13 protein-coding genes are annotated in these 14724 nt (G+C 60.8%); 7 read left to right on the top strand and 6 right to left on the bottom strand.

Annotation, left to right across the window (positions count from 1 at the left end; genetic code table 11):
• The first annotated feature begins 46 nt into the window (after positions 1–46).
• The 5 genes from ACTQ33_RS06925 to ACTQ33_RS06905 all read left to right on the top strand — a co-directional run bounded on the left by ACTQ33_RS06925 (position 47) and on the right by ACTQ33_RS06905 (position 5133).
• Entirely contained in the window at positions 47–1231 is a 1185-nt protein-coding gene (locus ACTQ33_RS06925; protein ID WP_441463323.1) for a COG1470 family protein, read from the top strand.
• Positions 1232–1235: 4 nt separating this feature from the next.
• Positions 1236–2231, top strand: a complete 996-nt coding sequence (locus ACTQ33_RS06920) for an ABC transporter ATP-binding protein (protein ID WP_441463321.1) — start codon at positions 1236–1238, stop codon at positions 2229–2231.
• Complete coding sequence (locus tag ACTQ33_RS06915; RefSeq protein WP_441463319.1) at positions 2182–3177, top strand: ABC transporter permease; 996 nt, start codon at positions 2182–2184, stop codon at positions 3175–3177. The genes ACTQ33_RS06920 and ACTQ33_RS06915 overlap by 50 nt, the downstream gene beginning before the upstream one ends.
• 61 nt (positions 3178–3238) lie before the next feature.
• Complete coding sequence (locus tag ACTQ33_RS06910; protein WP_441463317.1) at positions 3239–3916, top strand: response regulator transcription factor; 678 nt, start codon at positions 3239–3241, stop codon at positions 3914–3916.
• Positions 3910–5133, top strand: coding sequence for a sensor histidine kinase (locus ACTQ33_RS06905; RefSeq protein ID WP_441463315.1), 1224 nt, complete (start codon positions 3910–3912; stop codon positions 5131–5133). Before ACTQ33_RS06910 ends, ACTQ33_RS06905 begins: the two co-directional genes overlap by 7 nt.
• A 137-nt stretch (positions 5134–5270) precedes the next feature.
• Here the strand turns inward: ACTQ33_RS06905 and ACTQ33_RS06900 are convergent, their stop codons facing one another.
• Positions 5271–6833 carry a polysaccharide deacetylase family protein gene (locus ACTQ33_RS06900; protein WP_441463313.1) on the bottom strand — a complete coding sequence of 521 codons (1563 nt, stop codon included), beginning with the start codon at positions 6831–6833 and terminating at the stop codon, positions 5271–5273.
• A 122-nt stretch (positions 6834–6955) separates the two neighbouring features.
• The gene (locus tag ACTQ33_RS06895; protein WP_441463311.1) at positions 6956–7423 is read right to left on the bottom strand and encodes a DUF2798 domain-containing protein; all 468 of its coding nucleotides are present in this window, start codon (positions 7421–7423) and stop codon (positions 6956–6958) included.
• Between the two features lie 220 nt (positions 7424–7643).
• On the opposite strand from ACTQ33_RS06895, the gene ACTQ33_RS06890 reads away from it, so the two are divergent.
• Positions 7644–8474: a carbon-nitrogen hydrolase family protein gene (locus tag ACTQ33_RS06890; protein WP_441463309.1), complete on the top strand. Its 831-nt coding sequence runs from the start codon at positions 7644–7646 to the stop codon at positions 8472–8474.
• Between the two features lie 64 nt (positions 8475–8538).
• On the opposite strand, the gene ACTQ33_RS06885 is transcribed toward ACTQ33_RS06890, so the two are convergent.
• The 4 genes from ACTQ33_RS06885 to ACTQ33_RS06870 form a co-directional block, all read right to left on the bottom strand.
• Entirely contained in the window at positions 8539–9855 is a 1317-nt protein-coding gene (locus ACTQ33_RS06885) for a hemolysin family protein (protein ID WP_441463308.1), read from the bottom strand.
• A gap of 360 nt (positions 9856–10215) precedes the next feature.
• Positions 10216–10770, bottom strand: a complete 555-nt coding sequence (gene hpt, locus ACTQ33_RS06880) for a hypoxanthine phosphoribosyltransferase (protein WP_441463306.1) — start codon at positions 10768–10770, stop codon at positions 10216–10218.
• 16 nt (positions 10771–10786) lie between these two features.
• Positions 10787–12205, bottom strand: coding sequence for an adenylosuccinate lyase (gene purB / locus ACTQ33_RS06875; protein WP_441463304.1), 1419 nt, complete (start codon positions 12203–12205; stop codon positions 10787–10789).
• Positions 12206–12236: 31 nt separating this feature from the next.
• Entirely contained in the window at positions 12237–13511 is a 1275-nt protein-coding gene (locus ACTQ33_RS06870; RefSeq protein ID WP_441463302.1) for an adenylosuccinate synthase, read from the bottom strand.
• Between the two features lie 205 nt (positions 13512–13716).
• Here ACTQ33_RS06870 and cysK point away from each other — a divergent pair, with 205 nt between their 5' ends.
• Positions 13717–14646: a cysteine synthase A gene (cysK, locus tag ACTQ33_RS06865; RefSeq protein ID WP_441463300.1), complete on the top strand. Its 930-nt coding sequence runs from the start codon at positions 13717–13719 to the stop codon at positions 14644–14646.
• Positions 14647–14724: the final 78 nt, after the last annotated feature.

The following is a 14724-nucleotide window of genomic DNA, read 5'->3' as shown; positions in this document are numbered from 1 at the left end:
CCCTATGATGGGGGCACCTGCAAAACGCCACAAGGAGTGAACCACTATGTATCAACCCCATACCCACCGCCGCGCCCGGACGGCTGCCGCCGTCGCCGTCGGCGCGATGCTGCTGTGCGCCCTGCCCATGACGGCTTCCGCCGCCGGCGGTCTGGAGATGAGCACCGCCTATCCCGGCATCACCGCCCAGGCCGGTGACGATCTGAGCTTTACCATGGACTTCGACAACGCTATGGGCAGCGGCCAGAGCGTGGCCCTGTCGGTGACCAGTCTGCCCGAGGGCTGGGAGGGCGTCTTTACCGGCAACGGCGGACAGATCTCCCGTGTCTTCGTCCGCGACGGGGAAAACACGGGTCTGGCAACCTTTGAACTGTCCATTCCCGATGACGCCGCCGACGGCACCTATACGGTGGGCCTGCTGGCCACCGGTGAGAGCGGCGCCACCGACACCCTGACACTGGAATTGCAGCTCACCGCCGGTGAAACAGGAACGTCCAGCTTTGAAGCCCAGTATCCCGAGCAGGAGGGCTCGGCGTCCACATCCTTCAGCTTCGATGCAACTCTGGTCAACAACAGCGCCAGCCAGCAGACCTATACCTTCTCCACCAACGCCCCCACCGGATGGACCGTGACGTATCAGCCCACCGGCGAGTCCACCCAGGTGGCCAGTCTTGCCGTGGACGCACGCAGCAGCCAGGGCGTCACCGTCAATGTGACGCCGCCGGCTACCGCCGAGGCGGGCAGCTATGACATCTCCTGTTCCGCCGTCAGTGCCAACGACACGCTGTCCACAGACTTGTCGGTGGTCATCACCGGTACATACGATCTGGTCCTGTCCACGCCCAGCGGCCTGCTCAGCGCCGACGCCCAGGCGGGCAAGGACACGGACATCACCCTGACGTTGACCAACAACGGCAACACGGACCTGCAAAACATCAACCTGACCGCCACCACCCCCGACGGCTGGGCCGTGGAGTTCAGTGAATCCACTGTGGAACTGCTGGAGGCCGGGGCCACCAAGGAGGTCACCGCCACCATCAGTGCCGGTGAGGATGCACTGTCCGGCGACTATGTGGTGTCCATCAGCGCTTCCAACAGCGAGACCAACGACGGCGCCGAGTTCCGCATCTCCGTGGAGACCTCCACCCTCTGGGGCGCCGTGGGCGTCATTCTGCTGCTGTGTGTGGCCGGTGGCCTGTACTGGGTATTCCATAAGTACGGAAGACGGTGAGCGTATGGCGGAGATCATCATTGAAACCCACGGCCTCACCAAACGCTATGACACGGTGACGGCGGTGGATCAGCTGGACCTGTCCATTCACCGGGGCGAGGTGTTCGGTCTGCTGGGTCCCAACGGCGCAGGCAAGACCACCACAACCTTGATGCTCCTGGGTCTGACGGAGCCTACCGAGGGTACCGCCGCCATCGCCGGGCACGACTGCACCAGAGAACCCCTGGCCGTCAAGCGCATGGTGGGGTATCTGCCGGACAATGTGGGCTTTTACACCGATATGACGGGCCGGGAGAACCTGCGGTTCACCGGACGGCTCAACGGTCTCAGCGGCGACGCTTTGGAAGCCCGCATCGACGGCCTGCTCCGCCGGGTGGGCCTGGAGGAGGCCGGGGACCGGAAGACCGGTACCTACTCCCGTGGTATGCGTCAGCGACTGGGCATTGCCGATGTGCTGATTAAGGACCCCCGGGTCATCATTATGGATGAGCCCACCCTGGGCATCGACCCGGAGGGTATGCGGGACCTGCTGACGCTGATCCGGCATCTGTCCACCCAGGACCAGCGGACCATTCTCCTCTCGTCCCATCAATTACAGCAGGTCCAGCAGATCTGCGACCGGGTGGGTATCTTTGTGGAGGGCCGTCTCATTGCGTGCGGTCCCATTGCACAGCTGGCCAAGGAACTGCGGGGCGACGGCGGTCCCATTCTGGAAGTGGCCGCCACCCCCAACGATGAAACTTTAAAAACCCTGCTGGAGGGACTGGACGGCCTGCGGCAGCTGCGGCCCATGGACGGCGGCGGCTGGCTGGTCCAGGGCGAAGCGGACCTGCGGCCCGTCCTGGCCCGGCTGCTGCTGGAGCGGGGCTACGACATCCAGCGCCTGTGCCAGCGCAGCGATGATCTGGATGAAATCTATCACAACTACTTTGAAAAGGCAGGTGCGTCCCATGACCTTCCCACAGATAAGAAGCGCGGAATCCTCCGGCGCAGAGCGTGAACGGACGCCCCGTGGCGGCGGTCTCCATGCCCTGTTTCGCAAGGAGCTGGCCGATCAGCTCAACAGCAACCGGTTCCTGCTGCTCTTTGCCCTGCTGGCCATTGCCGGGGTGGCGGGCTTCTACGGGGCCCTGTCCACCATCCGCGACACCTCGGAGGAACTGGATTTCCTCTATCTGACGCTGTTTACCACCAGCGGCAGCAACCTGCCGTCCTTTGCGTCGTTCCTGGCCTTTCTATCCCCGCTGATGGGCATTGTCCTGGGCTTTGACGCCATCAGCCGGGAGCGGTCCCAGGGAACGCTGAACCGTCTGGCGGCCCAGCCCATCCACCGGGACGCCATCCTCAACGGCAAATTTCTCTCCGGTGTGGCCGTCATCTTTCTGACCATTTTCGCCATGGGCCTGTTGGTCCTGGGGGCGGGTATCCTCAGCCTGGGCGTGCCGCCCAAGGGGGAAGAGGTGGCCCGAATCATCGCCTTTTTGGCCCTCTGCGGCGTCTATGTGTCCTTCTGGCTGGCCTTTTCCATGGTACTGTCCGTCTGGTGCCGCCACGCGGCCACGGCAGCGTTGGGCGCCATCGCCATCTGGATTTTCCTCTCCTTTTTCTTCTCCATGGTGGCTGGGGCCATCGCCTCGGCGGCCTACCCCCTGGACGGTATCGCGGGCTTTTACAACCAGGAGGCCAACTACAATCTGGAACTGTCCCTGAACCGGATTTCTCCCTACTACCTGTTCAGCGAGGCAGCCGGTACCATTCTCAACCCCAATGTCCGGTCCATCGGCGTCATCACCATGTCCCAGCTGTCCGGCGCGGTGGCGGGCTATCTGCCCTTCGGCCAGAGCCTGCTGCTGGTGTGGCCCCATCTGGTGTGTATGGTGGCGCTGACCGCCGTCTGCTTCGCCGTGTCCTACATCGGCTTTATGCGCCAGGAGATTCGGGCTTGACCGTTGCAAAGGGCGAAGAAAGGCCGTATACTGAATATCAGTACGGAAAGGGGGAAGGACCATGCGCATTCTGCTGGCCGACGACGAATGGGAAATCACCCGTGCCCTGAAAATCATGCTGGAACGGAGCCAGTACACGGTGGACGTGGCCGAGGACGGCGCACAGGCGCTGGATTATCTGGAAAACGGGTCCTATGATGCTGTGGTATTGGATGTGATGATGCCACAGGTGGACGGGCTGACGGTGCTGCGCCGGATGCGTGCCGCCGGAGACCACACGCCCACGCTGCTGCTGACGGCCAAGAGCGAGATCGACGACCGGGTGGCGGGGCTGGACGCCGGAGCCGACGACTATCTTCCAAAACCCTTTTCCTCTCAGGAATTTCTGGCCCGGGTCCGGGCGCTGCTGCGGCGGCGTCCCTCCTACGTCCAGGAGCGGCTGTCCTTCGGGGACCTGACCTTGGACACAGGTTCCTGTCTGCTGACCTGCGGCAGCCGCTCCATGCGCCTGGGCGGCAAGGAGTTTCAGATTCTGGAACTGCTGCTGCGCAATACCGGCGTCCTTCTGTCTGCCGCCACCTTTTTGGAGCGCATTTGGGGCTTTGACAGCGATACGGAGATCAATGTGGTCTGGGTCCACATCGCCTATCTGCGCAAGCATCTGGCGGCCCTGCACAGCCGGGTCACCATCCAATCTGTCCGGGGCGTGGGCTACACCCTGGAGGACGGCCCATGTTAAAACGGCTCCAATGGCGGTTTATCCGCATTGCCATGGGTTCTACCCTGCTGGTGTTCCTGTTCCTGCTGGCGGCCATCAACGTCCTCAGCTACGGGCGGCTGCTCCAGGGCGCCGACGCCATGCTGCGGTTCATCTCCCACAACGACGGACGGCTTCCGGACTATGCCCAGGTCCTCTCCGGGGACCTGCGGCCGGAACCGGCGGTCCACTACACGGAGGAGACGCCCTTTTTCACCCGGTTTTTTGTGGTGCACGGAGACGGTACCGCTGTCACCAATGTGGAAATGGAGCGCATTGCCGCCGTATCCGAGACAGAGGCGGCGGACTTTTACGTTCAGGCATTAAAACAGGAGAAGGAATACGGCTTCTGCGGCGACTACCGGTACCGGGCCGTGGAAAACGGCGAAGACATCGCGGTGGTGTTCCTCAACTTTGAGCCGGACCGGCGCATGGCCCTCAATACGCTGCTGATTTCGGTCACTGTAGCGGCGGTGGCCTATCTGGCCGTATTTTTGCTGGTGTATCTGCTGTCCAAGCGGGCCATTCGGCCCATGCTCCGCAGCGCCGAGCAGCAGAAACAATTTCTCACCGACGCGGGCCATGAGCTGAAAACGCCCCTGACCATCATTTCCACCAGCGCCGATGTGCTGGATGCGGAGCTGCCCGGCAACGAATGGGTTGCCAGCATCCGACGTCAGGCCGGACGCATGTCTGGACTGATTGCCAACCTCATCACCTTGTCCCGGATGGATGAGGAAACGCCGTTCCAAAATGATGCCTTTGTGCTGTCGGAAGCCGTGTGGGACGTGGCCGAACAATATCGGGCCGTGGCGGAGACGCGGCAGCGGCGACTGATGCTGGAAATTGCCGACGGTGTTGAGATTCGGGGCGACGCTGCCGCCATTCAGCAGATGCTGTCGCTGCTGATGGACAACGCCGTTCGGTATGCCGACGAAGGCAGCACCATCACCCTGCGGCTCTACGTCCTGCGGGACATCATTCTGGAGGTGGAAAACGGCTGCACGCTGCCGGAGGACCTGGACCCGGAACGACTGTTCGACCGATTCTACCGGGTGGACACCGCCCGCAGCCGCACCACCGGCGGCAGCGGCATCGGCCTGTCGGTGGCGCGGGCCATTGTGGAGCACCACGGCGGCACGCTGACGGCGGCGCGCCATGGATGTTTCATCTGTTTTCGCGCCCGGTTTCCACAGTAATCTTGCCAAATACCATCCCGTTGTCGTATATTGATAGCGACAACGGGAGATTTTTTTGAGGATGGCCACCTTATGAAGAAGCATATAAAACGCAAAAATTGGGGCACATTTCTTGCAAATGTGCCCCAATGAGTTTTTTAATCGGTAAATCCGCGGTAGACCTGACCGGGCTGTAGGGTTACGCCCTTGATCTCGGCCAGTTCGGAGATGGTAACGAAACGGTAGCCTTTGGCTTGCAGAATATCGATGATCTGCAAGGCCGCCTGGACCGATGCGTTGGACATGTCGTGAAGCAGGACAATGTCGCCATCCTCCACCTGGGACACCACGGCCTGGACGATTTTTTCTGTGTTGCGCAGCTTCCAGTCCTGGGGGTCCAGGCTCCACAGAATGCAGCTCATGCCCCGGCTTTTCAGGGCCGCCAGTACGTCGCTGTCGTAGGCGCCGCCGGGTGGACGCAGCAGCGTGGGCGTCACGCCGGTGCGCTGGGTGATGGTGCTGTTGGTGGTGTCGATTTCCCGGGACAGCGTGGAAGACGAGGCGGCGGCCAGGTTGGCATGGGTGGCCGAGTGGTTGGCAATCTCATGGCCTTCGGCCAGATAGCGGCCCATGGTTTGGGGAAAGGTGGAGATGCGGTAATTGCACAGGAAAAAGGTGGCGTGGGCATTCCGGGCCTTGAGACCGTCCAACAGTGTGGCGGTGACGGAGCCGGAGGGACCGTCGTCAAAGGTCAGAGCAATGTATCCCTTGGCCAGTTCGCTGTCCAGCAGCGTCAGTTGTCCCGCCTGTTTCAGGGCGCTGGACCGCAGGGACGGCTTGGCGTCCAGGGAATGGGCGGAGATCACAATGGCGCCGGTCGCGTCATCCAGATAGACGTGGCCGCCCAGCCGGGCCGCCACATCGGCGGTGGATACCATGGACTGGGAGAAGGTCAGGGAGGTACCGTGGCCTGTGACGAGATAGCCGCCGTCCGACGGTGTCGCCGTATAGCCCAGGGCCGGGGCGCAGACGGCCAGGGGTACCAGAATGGCGCTGCCGCTGCGGGTGGGCGTCACGGCGTCCGTGGTCTCCGACAGGGCCGTGGTCTTGCCGTTTTGGACGGACCAGCGGGAATCCAGCCGCAGCAGCACCGACGAGGACGGGAACAGACCGGCGTTCGGCCCCAGCACCTCCAGAGCGGAGGACAGCGCCGCCTCCAGCCGGTCCTCCGGCAGGGAAGTCCGGGATAACAGCACCAGATCGCCGTCATAGTAGCCGGTAGTATGTACGGTCCAGCCCAGATGGGACAGGGATACCGCCGGAACGTGGAACACGCCGTCCACAGTTACCGGTGTGGCCGACAGAGCCACGGGCTCGCTCTCCGATTGGGCGGACCAGCTGCCCTCCGTAAAGGTAAGGAACCGATTCCGATATTGCACCGTCACCGCGCCGCCGCCGGTGGTCACCGTACCGCCCAGGGCCGCGGCCGTCTGGGCCAATGGCACCAGCTGGACGCCGTTTTGTGCATAGCGGGAACCGGTGGTGGCCGTCATGCGGCCGTCCAGCAGGCCCCAGGGGGAATCCCCCTGGAGCACCAGCACCGAACCGGTGGACGGAATGCTGCCGCCGGGGCCTTCCTGGGGGCGGGGCAGGGCAAAAGCAGAAACGGTCATGGCCAGGATCAGCACCCAGGCCAACAGCAACCGAACAGAACGCTTCATGAAAGGACCTCCTTTGGGCCGGGGGAGAAAGGTTTCCTTTATCATACTCTTTGGAACAACATTCCGCAAGAGGAATTTATGTAAACAAAAAAGCGCCCCGTGTCGGACGGGGCGCTGGAATGTTAGTGGGCGGCGGGTTCGGCGGCGCTGCGGAACAGGGTCCGGAAGATCAGCCGGGTCAGGGGACCGCAGTAGCACAGCTGCCAGATCAGGGCCATGGGCATGTTGCAGCCGAAGGTATGGGCCCAGGTGCCGAAGCTGGGTTCTTTGAACAGCAGGGTGGCAATGAGGCTCATCACAGGGCACATGATGCAGACGATCATCAGGGAAATGGCGTAGGTGATGAACTGAGGCCGGTCCGTGGGGCGCATAAAGGTAAAGGCCAGACGGGTGGCCAGCTTTTCCACCACAAAGAACTCCAGTACAAAGGCGATGGGGGCCATAATGGGCAGCTCGTGGAGGGCCATGGCAAAGGTGGCGTTGGTGACGCCGCCGGTGTTGAGGGCCACATTGTAGACGATCATGCCATAGACCATGATCAGGGCCATAATGATGGTGAAGATGACGTTTTGCAGTTTGGTTTTGGGCATAAATTGAATCTCCTTTTCCCATAGTTTCGACAAAAAAAGAGGAACCACGAAACTTTCATCTCGTGGTTCCACACTGCGACTACCATTTGCGCCACTCAGTATAGCACAGATAGGGCCCGCTGTGTAATAGGGCAAAGGGGAAAAATATGGTCGGTTTCCGTAAAGCATCCTGCGCGAAATGACCAAAGTATGGTATACTGTGGGAAAAGGAGGAGATGCCATGAAGAATCTTATGAAGGTTTATCAGGTCCAAAGCAAGGTCTGTACTCGTAAGGAAGACACCCTCAACGCCCTGGCCTGGTGGATGGAAAAGGCGGCGGCGGCGGGCGCCGATCTGGTGGCCCTGCCGGAAATGTTCGGTTGTCCCTATGATACCGCCGCTTTTCCCAAGTATGCCGAGGCCGTGGGCGGCCCTCTCTGGCAGCGGTGCGCCGATCTGGCCAAAGCCTACGGGATGTATCTGTCGGCCGGGTCCATGCCGGAGTTGGGTCTGGGCGGCAAGATTTACAACACGGCCTATGTCTTTGACCGGCAGGGCCATCAAATTGCCCGTCACCGAAAAATGCATCTGTTCGACATCGATGTGGACGGGGGCCAGCACTTCCGGGAATCGGATACGCTGACGGCGGGAAACGAAGTGACGGTGTTTGATACGGAATTCGGGCGTATGGGCCTGTGCATCTGTTACGATCTGCGGTTTCCGGAGCTGGCGCGGCTGATGGCGCTGGCAAAAGCACGGGTGGTGCTGGTTCCGGCGGCGTTCAATATGACCACAGGCCCGGCCCATTGGGAACTGACGTTCCGGGCGAGAGCATTGGACAATCAGATGTTTTTTCTGGGTACGGCCCCGGCACGGGACCGGACGGCGTCGTATCACTCCTGGGGCCATTCCATTGCCGTGGACCCCTGGGGAACGGTGCTGGCCCAGTTGGAGGAGGGGGAGGACGCCCAGTTGGTGACGCTGGATTTGAAACGGGTGGCCGCCATTCGCCGTCAGCTGCCCCTGCTGCAACACCGGCGGGAGGACTGTTACCGGCTGGAAGCCCTCTGAAAGCAACAAGCGATACAGACTATAAAAGTTTACTCGATTTTTTTAAAAATCGAGTAAAACTTTTTTAAACGGGCTGTTTTCTAACCAGGGCGGTGACAATGCGCCGGTCCTCGATGGCTTCCACATGGATTTCCAGGCCGTAGGCTTCCACGTCCAGGGTGGCACCGTCCTCGGGGATGGTATTCAGACGGCTGAACACCAGACCGCCCAGGGTGTCAAATTCCAAATCCTCCGGCAATTCCACGTCCAACGCTTCGGCCACATCGTCAATATGGGCCGTGCCGGTGATGCGCCACAGGCCCGGCTCCACCGCCTCAATGTCCACCGGCTCCGAAGGATCGAATTCATCGTAGATTTTCCCCACGATTTCCTCCACCAGGTCCTCCATGGTCACCAGACCGGCCAGGGCGCCGTATTCGTCCACCACCACGGCCAGGTGGATTTTTTGAGACTGCATATCCCGCAGCAGGGACGTGGCCTTTAAGGTGTCGGGGACGCAGTAGGCCGGGCGCAGCAGGTCTTTTAAGGGACGGGGGGCGTCGCCGGTCCGGTCCAGCAGGAAGACACGGGCGCTGAGAATGCCCACCACGTCGTCCTCGTCCTCATCATACACCGGGTAGCGGGACAGGCCCGTTTGCCGAATGGTTTCCATAATCTCGCCGTCGGCGGCGTCCAGGGGGATGGCCGTCACATCGGAAACATGGGTCATCACATCCCGGGCCATGGCATCTCCAAAGTCAAAGACGTTTTCAATCCACTCCTTTTCTTCGCTTTCGATGGCCCCACGGGCTTCGCCCAGGTCCACCATCATGCGGATTTCCTCCTCTGTGACGGTCTCTTCCTCGGCTTCCACCTTCATGTGCAGCAGCCGCAACAGGCCGTTGGTGGATGCCGACAGCAACCAGATGACGGGGCGCATGACAAAGTACAGCGCCGACACCACGCCGCAGGACAGCTTCGCCACCTCCAGAGGTTTCTGCATGGCGATGCGTTTGGGCGTCAATTCGCCCAGCACCAGAGTGAAATACGACAAAACGATGGTGATGAGGATGACGGCCAGGGTATCCAAAGCGTCTACGGGGAGGGACTGGAAGCCCAGATCGTAATACAGCCAGTTGACCAGCACATCGGAAAAATTCTCGGCGGCGAAGGCGCTGGCCAGAAACCCGGCCAGGGTAATGCCGATTTGGATGGTGGACAGGAAACCGGCCGGTTCCTCCACCAGTTTCAACAGCCGGGGAGCGGTTTTGTCGCCCTCTTCGGCCAGCTTCCGCAGCCGGGCCGGGCTGAGGGAAATGACGGCAATTTCCGTCATGGCGAAAAATGCGTTGAGGAAGATCAGAAAAAGCTGCAACAGCAGTTGTTGGGGAATACTGTCCAAGAACATTCTCTCCTTTTTGATACGGCGGAACGGGGCTATGTAGGGACGGGCAAAGCGTAAAAGAGCACGACCTCCCGCAGACGCGGCAGACCATGCTCTATCTTATGCGGTATTCGGTTCGGTTGTCGTCGCTGGTGTCGTCCTGAGACATGGCGTGGCACCGGTTCCTTTCCAAAGTTACTGGAGGGGATTATACGGGCAGCATCCCGCGAAGTCAAGGCGGAACGTGTCATTCTAACGAAATCTTTATAAAGCGGGCCGCTTGCAGAGGGGCGGCCATGAGGAATATAAAAAAAGTTCTACTCGATTTTTCAAAAATCGAGTAGAACTTTTACTGTTTGGCGTCTGCCGCTGGGAAACTCAGTCGGCGTAGACCTCGGGCTTGAGGATACCGATATAGGGAAGATTGCGGTAGTAATTGGCATAGTCCAGGCCGTAGCCCACCACAAACTCGTCGGGAATATCAAAACCGCAGTAATCGGTTTTAAGCGCCGCCGGATGGCGGTCCACCTTGTCCAGGAAGCTGATGGTCCGGATGGAGGCGGGCTTTCTGGCGCCGAAGAACTCCTTCAAATAGGAGAGGGTCAGACCGGAGTCGATGATATCCTCCACCAGCACCACATGGCGGCCGGTGATGTCGGTATCCAGGTCCTTGATGAGCTTCACAACGCCGGAGGACTTGGAGCCGGCGCCGTAGCTGGACACGGAGATAAAGTCCATATCGATGTTGCACTGCATCTGACGGCACAGATCGATGTAGAAGAAGGACGCGCCCTTGAGGACACAGACCATGACGGGCTTCTTGTCCTTGTACTCGGTGGTCAGCTCCATACCCAGGGCTTCTACCCGGGCCGCGATTTGCTTCTCCGTGAAGAGAATCTGGGAAATGTCGTTTTCGGGCGTGGTAATTCTCATGAATTCTATCTTCCTTTTACAGATTGATATCTTCAGCCGACAAGGTGCCGACTTCCTTGGCCTTGGCCAGGCAGAGGTTGGCATAACGCTCCACCTGCTCAGGGCAGCGGCCGATGTACAGCTTGGGATCGAGAACCGTGCGGATTTCCTCCAGCGTCAGACCAAAGGCACTGTCACCGGCCAGACGTTCCAGCAGGTCACAGGTCAGGCCCTCTTTCATCCGGGCTGTAGCGGCCATGGAATGGGTGCGGATGATCTCATGGAGCTGCTGGCGGTCGCCGCCGCGCTTGACGGCCTCCATCATCAGGTTTTCCGTGGCGATAAAGGGCAGATACTCCATGACGAACTTCTCCACAATCTTCTCATTGACGTGGAGACCGCGGGTGACGTTCTGCATCAGCCGCAGGACCGCATCACAGCAGAGGAAGCCCTCGGGCAGGCTGATGCGGCGGTTGGCGGAGTCGTCCAGCGTCCGCTCCATCCACTGGGTGGAGGCGGTCATGGGGGCGTTCAGCGCGTCGGCCATGATGTAGCGGGACAGGGAGCAGATGCGCTCGGAGCGCATGGGGTTGCGCTTGTAGGGCATGGCCGAGGAGCCCACCTGCTTCGTCTCAAAGGGCTCCTCCACCTGACGGTCGTGCTGGAGAAGGCGCAGGTCGTTGGCAAAGCGATAGCAGCTCTGACCGATGGAGGAGAGCGCGTTGAGGATGCGGCTGTCCAGCTTGCGGGGATACGTCTGGCCGCAGACGTCGTAGCAGCGGTCAAAGCCGAACTCAGCGGCAATTTGACGGTTCATCTCGTCGATTTTGGCCGTGTCTCCGGCGAACAGTTCCATAAAGGAGGCCTCGGTGCCGGTGGTGCCGCGGCAGCCCAGGAAGCGGATGGCGCCGATGACGTCGTCCAGCTCCTCCATGTCCAGCATCAAATCCTGGAGCCACAGGCTGGCCCGCTTGCCCACGGTGACCAGCTGGGCCGGCTGATAATGGGTGTAACCCAGAGCGGGCATGGAGCGGTATTCCAGCGCGAAGTTGGCCAGATTTTCAATGACGGCGGCCAGCTGCTTCCGGAGATACAGCAGCGCGTCCCGGTACAGCACCAGATCGGCGTTGTCGGTGACATAGCAGCTGGTGGCGCCCAGGTGGATGATGCCCTTGGCCAGGGGACAGTTGAGGCCATAGGCATAGATGTGGGCCATGACATCGTGGCGAATTTCCGCCTCTTTGGCGGCGGCGGCCTCGAAGTCGATGGGGGCAATGCCCTTCACCAGCTCGTCCACCTGCTCCTGGGTCACAGGCAGGCCCAGATTGTGCTCAGCCCGGGCCAGGGCAATCCACAGCCGCCGCCACGTCTCAATGCGCTTCTCGGCGGAAAACTGGCGCAGCATAAACTGGGATGCGTAACGGGACGACAGGGGGCTTTCGTAACGGTCGGTCATTCTCTCCACTCCTCCTTCTGGTCAGACAACATCAGCGCAGGATGATGGCGTCGCGCTCGGGACCCACGGACACATAGCCGATGTGGCAGCCGATGGCCTTTTCCACATAGAGCACATAGTCCTGGGCGGCCTTGGGCAGATCCTCCCAGCGGCGGACACCGGCGATGTCCTCTTTCCAGCCGTCCAGATACTCAATGACGGGCTTGGCATCGTTCAGGTCCACGGGGAAGGGGAACTCGTCGGTCATCTCACCGTGGAGCTCATAGCGGGCGCAGACGGGAATCTTGTCCATATAGGAGAGAATGTCCAGCTTGGTCAGGGCAATGTTGGTAGCGCCCTGCATCTGAACGCCGTAGCGGGTGGCTACAATATCGATGGGACCCACGCGGCGGGGACGGCCCGTGGAGACGCCGTACTCGCCACCGGCCTCGCGGAGCTTGTCGGCCTCCTCACCAAACCACTCGCAGGTAAAGGGACCCTCGCCCACGCAGGTGGAGTAGGCCTTGACCACGCCGATGACCTCGTCCAGCTTGATGCCGGGGCAGCCGGCGCCCACGGGGGCATAGGCGGCGATGGCGTTGGAAGAGGTGGTGTAGGGGATGATGCCGAAGTCCAGATCGCGCAGAGCGCCCAGCTGGGCCTCGAAGAGGAACTTCTTACCGGCGGCCTGGGCGTCGCGCAGGAAGGTGACGGTGTTGCAGATAAAGGGCTTGATCTTGCCGCCGAACTCATCCAGCCAGGCCAGCATGTCCTCCAGCTTGTAGGGCTGAGCGCCGTAGACCTTCTCCACCGTCAGGTTCTTCCACTCGAGGATGTCGGCCAGATGGGCTTTCAGGTGCTCGGGGTGGAACAGCTCACCGGCCAGAATGACCTTCTTCTGGTACTTGTCGCTGTAGAAGGGAGCAATGCCGCGCTTGGTGGAGCCGTACTTTTTGTCCTTGAGCCGGGCCTCCTCCAGGGAGTCCAGATCCCGGTGATAGGGCAGCAGCAGGGGAGTGCGCTCGGAGATTTTCAGGTTGTCGGGGGTGATGGATACACCGGCGGCCATGACGCCGCTCATCTCCTCCCACAGAGCCTCGCAGTCCAGCGCCACGCCGTTGCCGAGGATATTGACCACGCCCTTGCGGAAGATGCCGGAGGGCAGCAGGTGCAGGCCGAATTTGCCGTACTCGTTGATGACGGTGTGACCGGCGTTGCTGCCGCCCTGATAACGGATGACAACGTCGTAATCCTGGGTCACCAGATCGACCATGCGGCCCTTGCCCTCGTCGCCCCAGTTGATGCCTACAATCGCACAATTAGACATAGTGTGTTCCTCCAATATCTGCCCGAAATTTTAAACTTCAGGATGTTACAGTGACGGAGCGGCCACAAATGACCGCACGAGTACAGTATAATACGATTGTGACGAATAGTAAAGTAAAATTGAAATTTTTGTTGATTTCAAATTTCTATCGACTTAATGGGAAATATGTGGTATCATACGGGAAACGGAAAGGAGGCGCTCCACTATGAAGATCTACGGAGCCATCACAGAGCTGGTGGGCGGCACGCCCCTGCTGGAACTGCGCAACTATCAACAACGCCATGGCCTGAAGGCCCGGCTGCTGGCCAAGCTGGAATATTTGAACCCGGCAGGCAGCGTCAAAGATCGGGCGGCCTGCTGGATGATCCGCGATGCCGAGGAGCGGGGGCTTTTGCAGCCCGGCGGCACCATCATCGAGCCCACCTCCGGCAATACGGGCATCGGCCTGGCGGCGGTGGCGGCGGCCAGGGGATACCGGGTCGTTCTGACCATGCCGGAGTCCATGAGTTTGGAGCGGCGGCAGCTGCTGGCGGCCTACGGTGCGGAATTGGTGCTGACCCCGGCGGCCAAGGGCATGCAGGGGGCCGTGGATGCGGCGGAAGCTCTGCAAAAGGAGACGCCGGGCAGCATTCTGGCCGGACAGTTTTCCAACCCGGCCAACGCCAAGGCCCACTATGAGACCACCGGCCCAGAGATCTGGAGCGATACCGACGGCAAGGTGGACGTCTTTGTGGCCGGTGTGGGCACCGGCGGCACCGTCACCGGTGTGGGCCGCTACCTCAAGGAACAGAATCCCAACGTGCGGATTGTGGCGGTGGAACCGGCCAAGTCGCCCCTTTTGAGCGAGGGCAAGGCGGGACCCCACGGCATCCAGGGCATCGGCGCCAACTTCGTTCCGGAACTGCTGGACCGTACCATTTATGACGAAGTGCTCACCGTGGCCGAGGAGGACGCCTACGCCACCGGTCGGGAACTGGCCGCCGGAGAGGGCGTTCTGGTGGGCATCAGCTCCGCCGCTGCCGTATGGGCTGCTGCCCAGCTGGCAGCACGGCCGGAATACGCCGGAAAGACCATTGTGGCGCTGCTGCCCGACACCGGTGACCGGTATCTGTCCACGCCGCTGTTTCAAAAATAATTTCCAGAATCATCCTGCATGACGGCGGCGCATTGCGGTCATACTACGTCTGTACCCAATAAAAAGGAGGAACAAACG

Origin of the sequence: Candidatus Avoscillospira sp. LCP25S3_F1 (assembly GCF_052117125.1) — a bacterium.
GTDB lineage: Bacteria > Bacillota > Clostridia > Oscillospirales > Oscillospiraceae > Avoscillospira_A.
The sequence above is the reverse complement of the archived record's forward strand: the minus strand, read 5'-3'. Positions and strand labels throughout refer to the sequence as shown.

Excerpts from the sequence above, each read along its gene's own strand:
- ACTQ33_RS06870 (WP_441463302.1), bottom strand. The coding sequence starts at position 13,511 with ATGTCTAATTGTGCGATTGTAGGCATCAACTGGGGCGACGAGGGCAAG.
- cysK (WP_441463300.1), top strand. The coding sequence starts at position 13,717 with ATGAAGATCTACGGAGCCATCACAGAGCTGGTGGGCGGCACGCCCCTG.
- ACTQ33_RS06915 (WP_441463319.1), top strand. The coding sequence starts at position 2,182 with ATGACCTTCCCACAGATAAGAAGCGCGGAATCCTCCGGCGCAGAGCGT.
- ACTQ33_RS06895 (WP_441463311.1), bottom strand. The coding sequence starts at position 7,423 with ATGCCCAAAACCAAACTGCAAAACGTCATCTTCACCATCATTATGGCC.
- ACTQ33_RS06920 (WP_441463321.1), top strand. The coding sequence starts at position 1,236 with ATGGCGGAGATCATCATTGAAACCCACGGCCTCACCAAACGCTATGAC.
- ACTQ33_RS06905 (WP_441463315.1), top strand. The coding sequence starts at position 3,910 with ATGTTAAAACGGCTCCAATGGCGGTTTATCCGCATTGCCATGGGTTCT.
- purB (WP_441463304.1), bottom strand. The coding sequence starts at position 12,205 with ATGACCGACCGTTACGAAAGCCCCCTGTCGTCCCGTTACGCATCCCAG.
- ACTQ33_RS06890 (WP_441463309.1), top strand. The coding sequence starts at position 7,644 with ATGAAGAATCTTATGAAGGTTTATCAGGTCCAAAGCAAGGTCTGTACT.
- ACTQ33_RS06900 (WP_441463313.1), bottom strand. The coding sequence starts at position 6,833 with ATGAAGCGTTCTGTTCGGTTGCTGTTGGCCTGGGTGCTGATCCTGGCC.
- ACTQ33_RS06925 (WP_441463323.1), top strand. The coding sequence starts at position 47 with ATGTATCAACCCCATACCCACCGCCGCGCCCGGACGGCTGCCGCCGTC.
- ACTQ33_RS06910 (WP_441463317.1), top strand. The coding sequence starts at position 3,239 with ATGCGCATTCTGCTGGCCGACGACGAATGGGAAATCACCCGTGCCCTG.
- hpt (WP_441463306.1), bottom strand. The coding sequence starts at position 10,770 with ATGAGAATTACCACGCCCGAAAACGACATTTCCCAGATTCTCTTCACG.